Annotated in this window: 19 protein-coding genes; all 19 read right to left on the reverse strand. The window is 40.8% G+C overall.

Annotated features, from left to right (window positions below):
- Positions 1 to 6: 6 nt before the first annotated feature.
- The 19 genes from ACFRAK_RS05170 to fliJ all read right to left on the reverse strand — a co-directional run bounded on the left by ACFRAK_RS05170 (position 7) and on the right by fliJ (position 15676).
- On the reverse strand, positions 7 to 873 hold the full coding sequence (locus ACFRAK_RS05170) for a MinD/ParA family protein (RefSeq protein ID WP_387599921.1): 867 nt from the start codon (positions 871 to 873) through the stop codon (positions 7 to 9).
- On the reverse strand, positions 857 to 2014 hold the full coding sequence (gene flhF / locus ACFRAK_RS05175; RefSeq protein WP_394571385.1) for a flagellar biosynthesis GTPase FlhF: 1158 nt from the start codon (positions 2012 to 2014) through the stop codon (positions 857 to 859). The genes ACFRAK_RS05170 and flhF overlap by 17 nt, the downstream gene beginning before the upstream one ends.
- Positions 2011 to 4047, reverse strand: a complete 2037-nt coding sequence (gene flhA, locus ACFRAK_RS05180; protein ID WP_394571386.1) for a flagellar biosynthesis protein FlhA — start codon at positions 4045 to 4047, stop codon at positions 2011 to 2013. Before flhA ends, flhF begins: the two co-directional genes overlap by 4 nt.
- A 39-nt stretch (positions 4048 to 4086) precedes the next feature.
- Positions 4087 to 5169 carry a flagellar biosynthesis protein FlhB gene (gene flhB, locus ACFRAK_RS05185; protein ID WP_394571387.1) on the reverse strand — a complete coding sequence of 361 codons (1083 nt, stop codon included), beginning with the start codon at positions 5167 to 5169 and terminating at the stop codon, positions 4087 to 4089.
- A gap of 1 nt (position 5170) precedes the next feature.
- Entirely contained in the window at positions 5171 to 5947 is a 777-nt protein-coding gene (gene fliR / locus ACFRAK_RS05190) for a flagellar biosynthetic protein FliR (RefSeq protein ID WP_387599910.1), read from the reverse strand.
- 3 nt (positions 5948 to 5950) lie between these two features.
- Entirely contained in the window at positions 5951 to 6220 is a 270-nt protein-coding gene (fliQ, locus tag ACFRAK_RS05195; protein WP_101224658.1) for a flagellar biosynthesis protein FliQ, read from the reverse strand.
- 14 nt (positions 6221 to 6234) lie between these two features.
- The gene (gene fliP, locus ACFRAK_RS05200; RefSeq protein ID WP_387599907.1) at positions 6235 to 6900 is read right to left on the reverse strand and encodes a flagellar type III secretion system pore protein FliP; all 666 of its coding nucleotides are present in this window, start codon (positions 6898 to 6900) and stop codon (positions 6235 to 6237) included.
- Entirely contained in the window at positions 6897 to 7556 is a 660-nt protein-coding gene (locus ACFRAK_RS05205; RefSeq protein ID WP_394571388.1) for a flagellar biosynthetic protein FliO, read from the reverse strand. The genes fliP and ACFRAK_RS05205 overlap by 4 nt, the downstream gene beginning before the upstream one ends.
- A gap of 15 nt (positions 7557 to 7571) precedes the next feature.
- The gene (cheY, locus tag ACFRAK_RS05210) at positions 7572 to 7934 is read right to left on the reverse strand and encodes a chemotaxis protein CheY (protein ID WP_387599900.1); all 363 of its coding nucleotides are present in this window, start codon (positions 7932 to 7934) and stop codon (positions 7572 to 7574) included.
- A 17-nt stretch (positions 7935 to 7951) separates the two neighbouring features.
- Positions 7952 to 9169, reverse strand: a complete 1218-nt coding sequence (gene fliY, locus ACFRAK_RS05215; protein WP_260284258.1) for a flagellar motor switch phosphatase FliY — start codon at positions 9167 to 9169, stop codon at positions 7952 to 7954.
- Positions 9159 to 10157 carry a flagellar motor switch protein FliM gene (gene fliM / locus ACFRAK_RS05220; protein ID WP_260284257.1) on the reverse strand — a complete coding sequence of 333 codons (999 nt, stop codon included), beginning with the start codon at positions 10155 to 10157 and terminating at the stop codon, positions 9159 to 9161. The genes fliY and fliM overlap by 11 nt, the downstream gene beginning before the upstream one ends.
- 52 nt (positions 10158 to 10209) lie before the next feature.
- A complete protein-coding gene (fliL, locus tag ACFRAK_RS05225) occupies positions 10210 to 10638 on the reverse strand; it encodes a flagellar basal body-associated protein FliL (protein WP_260284256.1) in 429 nt (142 codons plus the stop codon).
- The gene (locus ACFRAK_RS05230; protein ID WP_076367895.1) at positions 10635 to 10850 is read right to left on the reverse strand and encodes a flagellar FlbD family protein; all 216 of its coding nucleotides are present in this window, start codon (positions 10848 to 10850) and stop codon (positions 10635 to 10637) included. The genes fliL and ACFRAK_RS05230 overlap by 4 nt, the downstream gene beginning before the upstream one ends.
- 48 nt (positions 10851 to 10898) lie before the next feature.
- The gene (locus tag ACFRAK_RS05235) at positions 10899 to 12164 is read right to left on the reverse strand and encodes a flagellar hook protein FlgE (protein WP_387599895.1); all 1266 of its coding nucleotides are present in this window, start codon (positions 12162 to 12164) and stop codon (positions 10899 to 10901) included.
- 35 nt (positions 12165 to 12199) lie between these two features.
- Positions 12200 to 12364 carry a hypothetical protein gene (locus ACFRAK_RS05240; protein ID WP_394571444.1) on the reverse strand — a complete coding sequence of 55 codons (165 nt, stop codon included), beginning with the start codon at positions 12362 to 12364 and terminating at the stop codon, positions 12200 to 12202.
- A 269-nt stretch (positions 12365 to 12633) separates the two neighbouring features.
- Positions 12634 to 13269 carry a flagellar hook assembly protein FlgD gene (flgD, locus tag ACFRAK_RS05245; RefSeq protein WP_394571389.1) on the reverse strand — a complete coding sequence of 212 codons (636 nt, stop codon included), beginning with the start codon at positions 13267 to 13269 and terminating at the stop codon, positions 12634 to 12636.
- A gap of 8 nt (positions 13270 to 13277) precedes the next feature.
- Positions 13278 to 14582: a flagellar hook-length control protein FliK gene (locus ACFRAK_RS05250; protein ID WP_387599887.1), complete on the reverse strand. Its 1305-nt coding sequence runs from the start codon at positions 14580 to 14582 to the stop codon at positions 13278 to 13280.
- A gap of 25 nt (positions 14583 to 14607) precedes the next feature.
- Positions 14608 to 15225 (reverse strand): MotE family protein, encoded by a 618-nt coding sequence (locus ACFRAK_RS05255; RefSeq protein WP_387705800.1) that lies wholly within the window; start codon positions 15223 to 15225, stop codon positions 14608 to 14610.
- A gap of 4 nt (positions 15226 to 15229) precedes the next feature.
- Positions 15230 to 15676: a flagellar export protein FliJ gene (fliJ, locus tag ACFRAK_RS05260; RefSeq protein WP_387599881.1), complete on the reverse strand. Its 447-nt coding sequence runs from the start codon at positions 15674 to 15676 to the stop codon at positions 15230 to 15232.

Genomic DNA, 15676 nt, shown 5'->3' on the forward strand with positions numbered 1-15676 from the left:
GGAGACCTACTTTCCAAAAAAATATCTCTTCATATTTTGGAGGAAATGACTTTTTTGCAAAGTCAATTCTTCCCCAAATGAATGATTTGCATATCTTGAAGCAATGTCCAAAATGGCTTTGGATACATCGGCTTCAGAATCGAAAAGGAGAAAGGGCATTTGTTTGGTAACAGATTTGGGTACGGTTCTATCATCTGGCAAGTACCCTAGAGCTACAGTTGCCAGTCCCAAAAATTTCACTAGTGCATTTTGGAGCCGCTTAATCGTTTCCTTGCCGTCCTTACTCGTGAAAACCCGATTGCAAACTAGGAACAATGGAATCTCTTTATTTACTGAATGGATATATTTCATTGCGGAGTATGCATCCATGATAGAAGTTGGTTCAGGCGTCGTGATAACGACTAATTCATCCACACATAACAGGAATTTCATGGAATCCTTAGTGATGCCTGCTCCCATATCAAATAATATATAATCGTAATTCGCCAACAATAAACTGAATTCTTCATTAAAACGGGTATACTGATCTTCATCAAGTGAAAAGAGATCCGTCAACCCTGTACCACCTGTAATGATTGAAATATTTCCCGGTCCTGACATGATGATATCCTTCAAACTACAATCTTTTTCAAAAAAATCAATAATACTGCAGGGAGAGTGTTCACCTATCAAAATATCAATATTCCCCATACCGATATCCATATCGAACAACAGTACCTTTTTGCCTCTTTGGGATAAGGCAATGGAAAAATTCAAAGTAAAGTTTGATTTTCCCACTCCACCTTTACCGCTTAAAACGGCAATCGTTTTGGCCATTGATTTATTTTGGCGGGCTTCCAATCTTTTTCGTAAATTCTCAGCTTGATCTTTCATATTTTTTAGCCCCGATAGCCATTTTCAATAGCTGTGATGATGTAGCTATTTCAATATCGTCTGGCACATTCTGTCCATCTGTTATATAGGCCGCTCCCAATTTATGAGTGTGTATAAAATTAAATATCGGTCCGAAAGTGGAGGTTTCGTCCGCTTTTGTAAAAATCACCTGTTTAATCGGTATGCTAGCAAACTGTCGGTAAATATCTTCCATATCCTTTTGTTTGGAAGTCAATGACAACACTAAATAGGTTTCCATCTCATCAGTAAAATGGATGATTTCATTAAGATCCTTAACATATTGCGGGTTAAGGAAATTCCTTCCTGCCGTATCAATAAAAACATTATCGTAATGGGAGAAGCGTTCAGCCGCTCTTTTGAAGTCTTCCAGGTTATAAGCGACTTCAATGGGAACGTTTAGAATCTTGGCATATGTCTTAAGTTGATCTATTGCAGCGATCCTGTACGTATCCGTCGTAATGAAAGCCACCTTTTTATCATGCTTCAACATGGTTTCCGCAGCTATTTTTGCCAGGGTCGTTGTCTTTCCCACACCTGTTGGACCAACAATATTAATATACTTTTTTTGCAGCCCATTTTTTCCATTTTCGACCTTTTCCAAAATCGCGAGCATGGCTTCTTCCAACCAAGCTTGAACCTCTTCATCAGTGGATTGCCGTTTAAAAACGAACCATTTTTCAAGCAGTTCATCCATGATTTGGCACCGAAGTGATATATCCACTTCCTGCTCGGTTAGGTATTCATGGACTTTCTGCAGTTTCCCCGGATATTTTCTATCAAGTGAATAGGTTTGCAAACTCTTTATCATATCTTTCAAACCTTCGATTTCTTTTACTAGGTCAGCACTTTCCCTATTGCCTCCATTAGGCTCAGGGGCATGACTTGCCACTTCCAGCTTTGATGGCAACTTCTTCGACTTTTGTTTGGTTACGGTTTGGACAGGCTGTGGCACTGGGTCTATGGCTGCAATGACTTCAATATTCCTCTTTTTGAATAATCCTAAGAAACCACCAGTATATACAGCCTTTGAACTTAAGATTACCGCATCACTGCCTAGTTCCTCCCTTATTCGCTTCATTGCCTCGTTCATTGATGGTGCCAAATATTTCTTTACCTTCAATCGAAATTCACCATCCCTACACTTTGTACTTCTACATTCGACTCAAGTTCATTGTATGAAAGAATCGGTACATTAGGAAAATATCGTTCAGTTAATTGCCGGGCATACATCCTTACTGCTGGAGAACAGAGTAAGATCGGTTGGTGATCCATTAGGGTCAGCTCTTCCAATTTGGCTGCAATTGCCTCCAATATGGATTGCGATATAGTTGGATCCAATGATAAAAAATTACCATGTTCGGTTTGCTGTACACCATCCGCGATGGTCTTTTCCACTTTCCCCGATAATGTTATGACTTTAATTCTATTTTCATCCGAAAGAAAAGAATTCGTGATTTGCCTGGCTAAATTCTGCCTTACATATTCAGTAAGCAAATCTGTATCAGTCGATAACTTGCCATAATCAGCAAGTGTTTCAAAAATGATCGGTAAGTTCCTTATTGAAACTTTTTCCTTCAATAATTTTGCCAATACCTTTTGTACATCTCCTATGGACAAGGGGTTCGGAGTGACTTCCTCTACTAGTATAGGTGCCGATTCGTGGAGATGATCGATCAATTGTTTCGTTTCCTGCCTGCCCAATAATTCATGCGCATTGGCCTTTATCACTTCCGTCAAGTGAGTGGATACAACACTTGGCGGGTCCACAACTGTATAACCCAACATCTCAGCATGTTCTTTCATATCATCCGTGATCCACTTGGCCGGTAAACCGAAAGACGGTTCTATCGTATCGATTCCTTCTATTGAATCATCCTCCATCCCTGGACTCATGGCCAAGAAATGATTTAGGAGCAATTCCCCCTTGGCCATGACGCTTCCTTTAATCTTCAGCCGATATTCATTGGGATTCAACTGAATGTTGTCACGTATTCTGACGACAGGGATCACGAGTCCCAATTCAATTGCAAGCTGCCTGCGGATCATGACGACCCTGTCCAGCAGGTCTCCCCCTTGATTGGCATCCGCAAGCGGAATCAATCCATATCCAAACTCAAATTCGATCGGGTCGACACTTAAAAGGTTAACAACGCTTTCTGGACTTTTCATTTCATCGGTTTCCAACACTTCTTCCATTTCTTGTATTTCACTTTCGTCCTGCTTTGGTATTCTTGAAATTGTATACCCTCCAACGACTAATAAAGCAGCGATCGGAATCGTGAATAGGTCGGAAATGGGAGTGAATAAACCTAAAAGGAAAATGGTTGCAGCTGTCAGGTAAAGCATTTTGGGAAATTGGAATAACTGTTCAACAATATCCGCTCCGAGGTTTCCATTCGAGGCTGCCCGGGTTACGACAATACCCGTAGCTGTAGAAATCAATAAAGCAGGTACCTGACTCACGATACCGTCACCAACCGATAACATGGAAAAATGGACGGCTGCTTCTCCAAAGCTCATGTCCAATTGCATGACGCCGATAATCATACCGAAAATCAAGTTTATGATGACAATGATGATGCCCGCTATGGCATCCCCTTTAACAAACTTACTCGCTCCATCCATGGATCCATAAAAGTCTGCTTCGTTACTAATCTTTTCCCTTCTGCCACGTGCTTCGTTTTCGGAGATCATCCCAGCATTCAAATCTGCATCTATGGCCATCTGTTTCCCTGGCATCGCGTCCAGCGTAAACCTTGCCGCTACCTCCGAGACCCGTTCGGAGCCTTTGGTGATGACGATGAAATTGATGATGACCAAAATGATGAATACAACTAATCCTACAAGCACGTTACCGCCGACTACAAACGACCCAAAGGTTTCTACAACTCCTCCAGCATCACCATAGGTCAAAATGGCACGAGTCGTCGAAACATTCAACCCCAGCCTGAACAATGTCAGTAAAAGGAGCAAGGAAGGAAAGATTGAAAATTCGAGAGGTTCTTTCATATTCATCGTAGTCAATAGAACCAGCAACGCAAGAGAGATATTTAAAAGGAGTAAAATACTTAACAACCATGTTGGCAATGGAATGACCAACATGGTAACGATCATGATGACGCTTGATATAACAACTAAATCTCTTGCTCGCATGTTTTTCTCTCCTAACTAGCGGGTTACCCTATTACTTCTTTACAGTTTACCTTTGGTTTTATATACAAAGGCCAGTATTTCAGCGACCGCCTTAAAGAACTCTTCAGGTATCGCCTGGCCTAACTCAGCCTGATCATATAATGACCTGGCCAAAGGCCGATTTTCCACCATGGCCACATCGTTTTCTTTAGCAATGAATTTAATTTTCTGAGCAACAAAATCAACGCCTTTTGCCACTACGTACGGAGCCTCAGCTTTTTCTTCATCATATTTTAAAGCAATAGCAAAATGCGTCGGGTTAGTGATGACGACATCCGCATTGGGAATTTCCTGCATCATTCTTTGCGCGGCCATCTGCCTTTGCTTTTGCTTTATCTTGGATTTGATGAGCGGGTCCCCTTCGGAATTTTTATACTCATCCTTAATATCCTGTTTGGACATCCGGATGTTTTTTTCAAAGTCATATTTTTGGTACAAATAGTCTAATAGAGCAATGAACAATAAAGCCACGGCAGCATAAAACCCTACTTTAATCGTAATATCCGCCAATGTTGCCATCGCTTCTTCCACAGAAATCTGTGATAAAATCATAATCTCGTCCATGCGCTGCCATAGTACATAAAAGGCAACAAAACCAACAAATGATATTTTAAGGATGGATTTCAATAATTCAACGATGGCCCTCATTGAAAAAATACGTTTGAATCCCTTAATGGGATCCAATTTATCCAGTTTGAACTGAATGGATTCAGTCGAAAACAAAAAACCGATTTGCATGACATTAGCCAATATCCCAGCCACTATCGCTGCTGCGAAAACGGGTCCCAGGATAAGGCCCATCTCCTTTAAAACCTCAATCATGATAATTTGCATATTCTCCTCACTGAATCCAGACAAGGTAAAATGTTGCAGATATTCTTTCATGAGACCGAGCAGATGATTATACATGTATGGTCCCATAAGCAATAGCACAGAAAACACTGCAATTAAATTCACAGAGGTATTTACATCCTGACTCTTTGCCACCTGACCTTTTTTCTTCGAATCCTGACGTTTTTTGGGAGTCGCCTTTTCGGTCTTCTCTCCAGCGAAAAACTGTAAATCCAGCTGAAGCCTCTCCATATCAAACGCCTCCAATCAACTGCATTAGTTGACGCATGGTCAAAAGCAAAAAATTGAAGAGTTGTGTTACAACTGTCATCATCATCCCCATTACCAGTATGATAACCGCTAAGCCGGCAATGATTTTCACTGGGATCCCGACAACGAACACATTTAATTGAGGGACCGTCCTGGCAAGGATCCCTAACGTGACATCCACTAAGAAAATACTTCCCACTACAGGTATGGACATTTGAAAAGCAATCATGAAAGCTCTGCTGAAAGCTTTGGCCAAATATTCTATCAGTGTATGATCTCCGAATGGTACAAATAATTGGTCAATCGGGATGAACTGGTAACTATAAAAAATTCCATCCAAAAGCAAATGGTGGCCGTTCGTACTCAATAGGAATAATAAAGCGATTGTATAAAGGTATTGTCCCATCAGCGGGCTTTGTGCCCCCGTTTGGGGATCGATGACATTCGCAATTGAAAAACCCATTTGAAAATCAATCAATCCTCCAGCGATTTGCACGGCCGATAAAATCATATAAGCGGCAAACCCGATGAAAAGCCCAACCAGCGCTTCCTTCATGATCAATAAATAAAATGTGACATCCAATACCAGAACCGGGGCATCAATGGTATAGTACATGATCCAGGCAAGGAAGATTCCAAGCCCTACCCGATGTTGTACCGGTATTGAACGGTAAGAAAAAATCGGCATGGCCACGAAAAACGTAGTGACCCGTACCACAATTAATAAAAAGGCGGGAAAGTGCGGAAATAGTTCCTCCATGTCCTACCCTACAAATCGATTCAGATTACCGAATATTTCATTTGCGTATGATAATAGGTGGCTCAGCATCCATGGAGCCAATAAAATGAGTCCCAATAAGACTGCCACGATTTTTGGAACAAATGCCAAGGTTTGTTCCTGAATCTGTGTAGTCGCCTGAAAGATGCTTACTAGTAGTCCTACTATAAGAGCGATGACCATCAATGGGCCAGCGATAATCAATACCATATAAATTCCTTTTTCTGCTATATCAATAACAAAATCTGCACTCATTTTTTCTCACCTGCTTAAAAACTCTGTAATAAAGACTTCACTACTAAATACCATCCGTCAACAAGAATGAAAAGGAGGATTTTAAATGGCAGGGAAATCATGACTGGCGGCAGCATCATCATCCCCATCGACATCAGGACACTGGCAACGACCATATCGATAACCAAAAATGGTATGAAAATCATAAATCCTATTTGAAAAGCCGTTTTGATTTCACTGATAGCAAAAGCTGGTACAAAGGCAGTCATGGGTATGTCCTGTATCGTTTCCGGCTTATCCACCTTGGCATACTCCAAGAATAACGCCAGATCCTTTTGCCTTGTATGGGCACTCATGAATTCCTTAAATGGTATCGAGGCCTGAACATATGCCTCTTCTAAATCTATCTCTTCATTAAATAACGGGGTTAATGCCTTTTCATTCACTTCCTGAAAAGTCGGTGCCATTATGAAGAATGTCATGAAAAGTGCCAGGCCGACCAGTACCTGGTTCGGCGGCATCTGCTGGGTAGCTAGCGATGTTCTCACAAAGCTCAGGACAATGATGATTCTTGTAAAACAGGTCATCAAGATCAATATGCTTGGTGCCAGCGATAAGACAGTCATTAGGAGAACAAGTTTTACGGAAGTAGAGACATTAGTGGGATCACTGTTATTAAAAAACTCCATGAACTCATTCATTCATTGTCTCTTCCTTTCCTACCAAGCTCATTTAACAGCCTTTTCCTGCTATCGGACATTTGATCAAGTTGATTTTTGAACTCTGCAGAGAAACTGGCAGTTCCGGATTCGCTTTTCTTCAACCACTTATTTTTCAACTTCATGGCAAATTCCCCAGGCTGGATCATTTGATCGATCTTATCGTTGTGATCTTTCAAAAGCTGTTCATATTCCTCGGGATCATCTATTTCTTTCAAGAGCTGAATGTTTTCGCCAACCCCGATCACCAATATTCGCCCGCCTACTTTAACAAGCTGGACTGAACGATTTGCCCCAAGGCCCGTACCGCCTAAATTCTCCACTGAATTTGCCTTTTGATACGATTTATTTTTTTTATTGATGAATTTCAATAGGATATATAGAAGGGCCACAACAAAAATAGTAGCAAATATCATCCTCAGAAACTCCCAAACGGTTATCCCCACTTTATCATGATTAGAAGCCTGTCCGGTAGATTTCGAGTCTATTGATTCATCTTTATCCACCTTTAAATCATCTGGCTGCTCATAAACATCCTTCACTGTTTTACCAGGGTCTTCCGCATGGGCCTGTATGGCCCCAGAGAAGAATACTGCTATCAACAGTGAGACCTGAAGCCATTTTTTTATTAAAAACAATATGAAGACACCCTCTTAACTTAATGCTTTATTTATGGCTTCCAATACCCGGTCTGCCTGGAATGGCTTCACGATGAAGTCTTTTGCCCCCGCCTGGATCGCATCAATGACCATGGCTTGCTGCCCCATCGCAGAACACATAATGACCTTGGCTTGAGGGTGTACCTTTTTAATTTCCTTTAACGCCGTAATCCCGTCCATTTCAGGCATGGTAATATCCATCGTTACAAGATCCGGATGGGTTTCTTTATATTTTTCCACTGCTTGGGCGCCATCTGCTGCTTCCCCGACTATTTCAAAACCATTTTTAGAAAGGATATCCTTTATCATCATTCTCATAAATGCTGCATCGTCCACAATTAAAATTCTATTAGCCATTATTCTCGTCCCCCAAATTATCTTATATTATTTAATCGTTCACTTTGACTCATGATATCCGTAACACGTACCCCGAAGTTTTCATCAATCACCACTACCTCACCTTTTGCTATCAAGCGGCTGTTTACCAGGATATCCACTGGCTCTCCTGCTAATTTATCCAATTCAATGATCGATCCGGAGGACAGCTCCAAAATATCCTTTACGGAGCGTTTCGTTCTTCCAAGCTCCACAGTTACTTGCAAAGGGATATCCATCAGCATGCTGAGGTTTTTCGTTTCAGACTCCTGAAGCTGATAAGGCTGAAAACTAGTGAAACTGGCAGGCTGAACATTTACCGGCTGTCCTGTTGGTACGGATGAAACTCCAAAATGTTGCGGAACATTCGGCATTTGGTTCGCAGGTTGGGTTCGGTGACCGCCTTGTCCATAAATTTCGTTTGCCGATCGATCTGGCCTGGTGTCCTGGAAGGATGCAGGCTCCTGATTTGGAATGTTTATTACTGGATCACTTAGTACTTGTTGCGTTTTAATATCGGTAGGCTGGCTTTCGCTCGTCCCATTTAATAATTCAGAAACTAACCCTTTAGCAAACTCTAACGGCAACAATTGCATAATACTGGAGTCAATTAAGTTTCCGACACGGAGGCGGAATGAGATTTTTGCAAATAAATCCTCGTCAGGTATCGCATTTTCACCTACACCATTTAAAAAATTAAGTAAGTCTATGCTAGGTGGAGAAATATCCACTTTTTTACTGAAAATGGTCGACATGGATGTCGCAGCAGAACCCATCATTTGGTTCATTGCTTCCTGAACAGCGCTCAATTGAATTTCCCCAAGCAGGTCAGAAGGATTCTCCCCATCTCCTCCAAGCATCAAATCCGCAATGATAGCAGCATCGCTCTGCTTGATGACCAGCATATTTATACCTGAAAAACCTTCTGTATATTGCACTTGAATCGCTACATACGGATGCGGGAATTCTTCCGCGATCTGTCCCCTTTCAATTAAAGAAACCGTCGGGGTGGTGATATCCACTTTCTGATTCAATAAAGTGGATAGGGCAGTGGCCGAACTTCCGAAGGAGATATTACCAATTTCACCGAGGGCGTCGAGTTCCATCATTGATAAATAATCGTCAATCGAGAGAGGGAACACCTCATCCTCTATATCACTTGTACCTTTTAAAAGGGCATCTATCTCGTCTTGTGAAAGCATTCCATCACTTACCATCTTCGTCTCCCCCTTTCAAAATATCAAGAATCTGGATAGCATGTTTTTTTCCTACTTTTCCTGGCTGCCCACTGAATTTTGGAATCCCCCCAATTGTAATCGTCAAAGGTTCATCGATTGCCTTATTCAAATCGATGACATCGCCAACATCAAGCAGCAAAAAGTCCTGAATGGTGATATCCGTAGAACCAAGTTCGGAAATAATGGGAAGATCTGCGTTTCGGATACGCTTTTCCAAAATCATGATTTCCTCTGGGATTTTTTCCTTTTGGGAATTTTCCATCCAATAATGAGCGGATAACTTTGGTATGATCGGTTCCAATACGACGTGAGGGATGCAAACATTAATCATTCCGCTCGTTTCGCCGATTTGTGTATTCAAGGAAATGACCACAACAGTATCGTTGGGTGAAACCAGTTGCAGAAATTGTGGATTCACCTCGAACTCTGTCATTACCGGTTCGATTTCAACAATCGTTCCCCAAGCCTCCTGTAAATTTTCAAAAGCCTTCTCGAATAAATTCGACATGATTTTCGTTTCTATTTCGGTTAAACTATCTACCTTATTCACGCTTATGCCCCGCCCGCCCAAAACACGATCCATCATGGAATAGGCGATATTCGGGTTGACCTCAATAATGATTCGGCCATCCAAGGGCGGTACCTCAAAAACATTCATGATAGTCATTTTTGGAACTGATCGGATAAACTCTTCATATGGTATTTGATCTGCCGAAGCAACGGATATTTGGACATATGTTCTAAGTTGAGCAGAAAAGTATGTGGTCAGCAGCCTCGCAAAGTTCTCGTGTATTCTGGTCAAACTGCGGATTTGGTCCTTTGAAAACCGAAGCGCCCTTTTAAAGTCGTAAACTTTCACTCTTTTTTCTACTTCTTCTTTTTTTAAATCATCTGCATCCATTTCACCTGTGGAAATGGCCGATAACAGAGCATCTATTTCATTTTGCGATAATATTTCCCCGGACATTAACACTCACCTCCAAAGCTTCCCCTTCTTATTTAATGAAGCAAGGATGTTCTTATTGCAGAATCGAGGAAGTAATATAAACCTTTTCAACTTTTCCTTCTTCCATTAATTCATTCATTCTGGTCTTCAAAGTTTCTTGAAGCTTTTCCTTGCCTTTTTTACCGGTTAACTCTTCCGCTTTCATTTCGGATAGTTCGGTTATAATTATATTTTTCACTTGAAAATTTCTTTTTTCCAACTCTTCTTTCGCTTTTTTGCTTTCTGTTTGGACCATAAAAGAGATTTTGATATAATCATTGCCGGCAAGATTCGTAGTGATTTCAGGAATCTCAACTGATGATTTGACAATTTCGTCAATGCTAGGTTTACCTTCAGCAGATGTGGGATCAGATAACTTTGTCACAACCACGACCGCTATGACACCTACAAGCGTTATAGCCACGAGTATAATCAACATAATAGTCATTAGTTTTTTTTTCATGAACTTTCCTCCACATCCTTACGAAAACCGAGAATATTGACGGTACGGTAAAATTGTATAATAGCTCCAACCAGTTCCTCTTCCTTCTCTAGCACAACGATTTTCTTACCATTTGTAAAAGTAATGGTCGTATCTGGCAATGACTCGACTGTGTCTATGTACAATGCATTGATATGAAAGCATTTTCCATTGAGCCTTGTGACTTTGATAATGATATTTAGGAGCCAGAGCAAAAGCACCTGGCTCCTCCCTCCCTTAACTTATCGTTTTAAGTTAACTAATTCCTGTAAAATTTCATCCGACGTCGTGATGATTCTGGAATTCGACTGGAAACCACGTTGTGCAACGATCATTTCAGTAAACTCTTCGGATAAATCCACATTGGACATTTCCAATGAACCTGATGCAATCACACCACGCCCCTCACCTGCGATATTGATGTTTGCCGTACCTGAATTGATTGATTCCTGAAAAGTGTTACCACCCGTTTTCGTCAAGCCTGATGCATTGGAGAACTTGGCGACGGCCAGTTGGCCTAAGGTTGTTATCAGACCGTTGGAATAAACGCCATTTATTTCCCCTGATGCGCCAATATTGAAGCTTTCCAGTTTTCCTTCTTTATTACCATCTGGATTGACAAGAGCTGTAGTGGAACCTTTAACTTGAGTAAGGTTCGAGAAATCAAAATCCAACTTAACTTTTTGCACGCTTTCATCAACTGTTGTATCCGAGTCATCCTCTTTGCCGCTTGAAATGTTAATGGTTTGACCTGCCTGGGTTTTATCGGCTGCCACTATCTGACCATTTGCATCGAATTTCACCGAAGTGAACGGTTTTGGTTTAGTTGTTGATGTATCCCCCAAAGCAGCAGGTTCTTCATCAAAAAGCTCCCATTTATCAACACCGTTTTTTTGAAAATAGATAGTAGCCGTTTGTTCTTTTCCGTTTTCATCCACAACTTTCATTTGCTGGCTAAATACGGTGCCATCAATTGCGTCAGCAGCTAGATTTCCACTTACTGATATTTTAGTAGTAGCAATAGCAGGTAAAATCGCATTGACGTTAACAGCAACGTCGCCAATCGTTTTTGATCGTTTACCGTTTTCATCAACCTTGTAAGCCTGTACTTTCAACCCATTCGCATTGACAAGTGTACCGTTATCATCCAGATAAAAGTTTCCTGCACGTGTATATGAAAGAGAATCGCCTTGCTTGACGACAAAATAGCCATCACCAGATATTCCTAAATCAAGATCGCGGCCGGTGGTTTGCAGGCTTGACTGTGTATGGATCGTATCGATTGTAGCTATCGTGGAGCCCAATCCAATTTGTTTAGAATTGGTTCCGCCTTTATTGGCTGTTGCTGCACTTGCACCAGATACCGTTTGGTTCATCGCATCGCTGAATGTCACACGGCTTTTTTTGAAACCATATGTATTGACATTGGCGACGTTATTACCGATTACATCCAATTTTGTTTGTAAGTTTTTTAATCCGCTTATTCCCGAATACATTGAACGAAGCATGTGAAAGCTCCCCTTTCATTTATCGACTGCTTCCGTCATTCCACAGTCCAGGCTTCCTGTTCCAGGTCCAGCCTATTTATTAAAATTATGGTTCCATTGATGTTCGTGAAGATTTGTGATGTTGCTACATCCCTGTCCATGACCGTAATGACCTTGTTGTTTTTTGTGCTTACTATGAGTGCCTCATTATCAATAATGATAAGAAATTCAGTTACACCCCTCTTTTTGGCCTAATTGGCTTTATCAGCTATTTTGTTCCAGGTTTTTGGTGCTATTTCTAAATTCCGTTGACTCATCCGCAATTGAGCATGATTACTAATGCTCAATTTTTCATTTGTGGAGACAGCAATTTGAAAAAACTGTCGTAAGTCGCTTTGGATTATCCGCCTTTGCCTTAACGGTAATTTTGTTTGTGGCAAAAGCTGAGCGGAATTTGCTTGAAAACCAAGTTCATTGATATTTCCATCCCTTAAGCTTTAGCGATCTTCATCAATTGCTCTGATGTTAACTTGGTGTTGTTTTCATCATCCACTTCAATTTCCAGCTTGCCATTACTCATGGATATCGAAATTACGACAGCAGACGACTCACCATTTTTATCGTCCATCCAGGAAACACGCTTGCCTATTAATTCACTTGCCGCCGTCAAACTATTCGACGTGGAACTTGGTTGTTTCATTGCTGAAATATTTGCGGGTTCAAGCTTTGTGCCATCTTCTAAAAGAAAATAAACGCCATCACCCTTATATTGGATCGATTTTACGATGCCTGTCCCTTCTTCTATCCCAAGCTTATCATCGCCTTCATCCAATTTGTGCCAAGTGACTTCCTTACCGACAAAAGAGTTATAGTTCATTAAACTATTTTGTTGATTGATCCCGATTATTTCTTCCATTTGGGCTCCCATATTCATCATCTGTTCCAGGGAAGAAAAGGTGGCCATTTGGGCGATGAATTCCGTATTGTCCATCGGACTTGACGGATCTTGATTTTGAAACTGGGTAAGCAACAATTTCAAGAAATCATCCTTTCCCAATGCATCCCCGGTTTTTCTATTTTCAGTTTGAGAATTTGATAATAATAGTGACGTATCGATGGTCGTCATTTTTTCACCTACACTTCAAGATTTAACAGAGCATCGGCAAGGGATCCCGTAAACTCGCTTTCCGTTTCCTCATTGCTTTCTTCCTTACTCTCCTGTTGTTCATTATGTTCATCCGCATCTTTATTGCTGAATTTCTCAGAGTTAAAAGCATTGAAGGCCTGTGATATTTCAATTCTTTCAATTTGAATGTTTTGTCCGCTAAAGGCTTGTTTTAAGCCATGAATCTGATTCTCCAGCATATCTTTGGCCTGAGCAGTAGAAGCCGTAATCTTGGCTGACAGCATACCATCCTTTTGAATCAACTCGATTCTTAAGGACCCTAAATGTTCAGGAGTCAATCTGATTAAAAGTTTATTTACACCGTTGGTTCCGTTAAAGTTCGCCTTACTCAAAATATTTTCAAATTGTTTAATAAACTCCTCTTGACTGACAGTTTGCTCACCCTTAGGAACTGCCAAGACGAATTGCTCTAGTTTTGTCATGAGAAAAGGCATACCAGTCCCTTGATGTTTACCACTATCCGAACTTTGCAAAGTCACACCGCTGCTGACTGTCCCATCTTTATTTACCTTGTCGCTCCCGGATAATTGCGAGAATGCACTTTTCAATGTTTCTATTGTATGAGTTTGCCCTTTCCTCAGAGCGTTGGATTGATCAGGTTCTGCTTTTGACTGATTGGACAGCCATTTCTCCAACTTTCCCGTCAACCCTTCAAGCAGGTGTTTCAATTGTTTCTGGATGGCCGCTTCATCTTGGGTCATATCCTTATTTTCCGAGAGAAGATCATGAGTTTTCACCAGTTTCAAAAGATTCACCACACCGGATAATGAGGGGTCATTCCATTTTTCTTCGCTTAAAACAGTAATTTTTTTCAGGATGGTATACAGATCCATGACATTGGCTGATAACAAACTTTGTGGAGTCAGGCTGAAGTCGTCGTCCACTTCTTGTTCTAAATCGAGATCCTCGATGCTCCCAAGGAAATCATCAAGAGCACCCTCATCATTTCCGGCTACATTTTTTAGGACCTGTAAAATAAGGTCGTTGTCTTGCTGGTTTACAGAAGGGGCTTCGGCAACTCTCTCTTCCCCTGTTTCACATAGCCTTTCAAGTTTCAAAAAACCAAGTAAATCCTTTATTACAGACATTCGTCCTTCAGTAATGGCGCCTATATCCGATGGAATGGGCGGTTCTGTCCCAATGGCTGATTGTAGGACTGAACCAAACCCTGAATCAGTTTGCTGATTTGGCTTAACTGGTACCTTTAGACCTAATGATGCCAAGGGAAGTAAAGAATTAATTGCTGAATTCATATATTCACCTCCTCACTCTTTCCACCTAAGAACTTTGTTCCGTTAGTTTCTTCGTTAACCTTGCAGCATCAGCCGTTGTCATTTGCTCCAAAACCTTAGCTAAAGTGGCCGCTTTCATACTTGAGAGAATCTCCACTGCATCTTCATCATTCATTTCCATAATGATAGGTGCAGCCTTCTTGGGAGCCATCGTTTCATAAGTGCGGATTATATCTTTAAACGCTTGTTTACTATTATTCTGACTATCCCTAAGTTGATTCTTTTCTGTTTGAAGCTGCTGTTTTTCCGCTTCTGCCTTTGCAATGGCCTTGTCACGTGAATCAATGATGCCCTCAAGCTTTTCTATCTCTTTTTCCTTGTTTTCAATCTCGGTTTCTAATTTTTCTAGTTTCATGGAAACTTTCTCATCATTCTTGGCAGGTTTCCCCTTCTCTTCATCCTTTTGATCCGATTCAATGAAGGGTATTTTCGAAGTCATTTCCTTTGCCTTTTCCACTACATTCACCCCTGCAACTGTAAAAACGATCAACGCTACAGTTACCGCAAAGATTAATGGAATGAAGATGACAAGAAACCATTGAAACTTACTTATCTTTCTTTCTTCCAATTCTTCCGATCCATTAGATTCACTTTTTTTACGCATTCCATCACCTTACGCCTTTGCTTAAGAATTGCCGGATAGATATTTCATCCATTTGTTTGTTCTCAGCTTCTTTAATGACATCGAGGAATTTAAGAAAACCATTTTCTTTCATTTTTTCGTACTTTTTAACCTCGATATTTCTTTCCATTAATATATCCCGTTGATTATTCATCTTGTATCGTGCTTCAATGACTTCCTGTTGACAGTGGCCTAAGAGTTTTTCCAAGTTGTCCATAAATAACTGATGATGACGAATTTCCTGAACGGACAATCCATTTCGCAGCTTTTCCTGTTGAAACTCAAGCAACTCTTCTTTTTTCTTTAAAAGCTTATATAACTTTTCTGCCACTTCTTCAAATTTTTTTAAAGCAGCATTATATTTAGCTAGTGCATCGGACTTTTCTTTTTCTTTGATGGTCAGGATCTTCTCGAATTTATATTGATAAATCAT

Source organism: Peribacillus sp. NPDC056705, assembly GCF_043656335.1.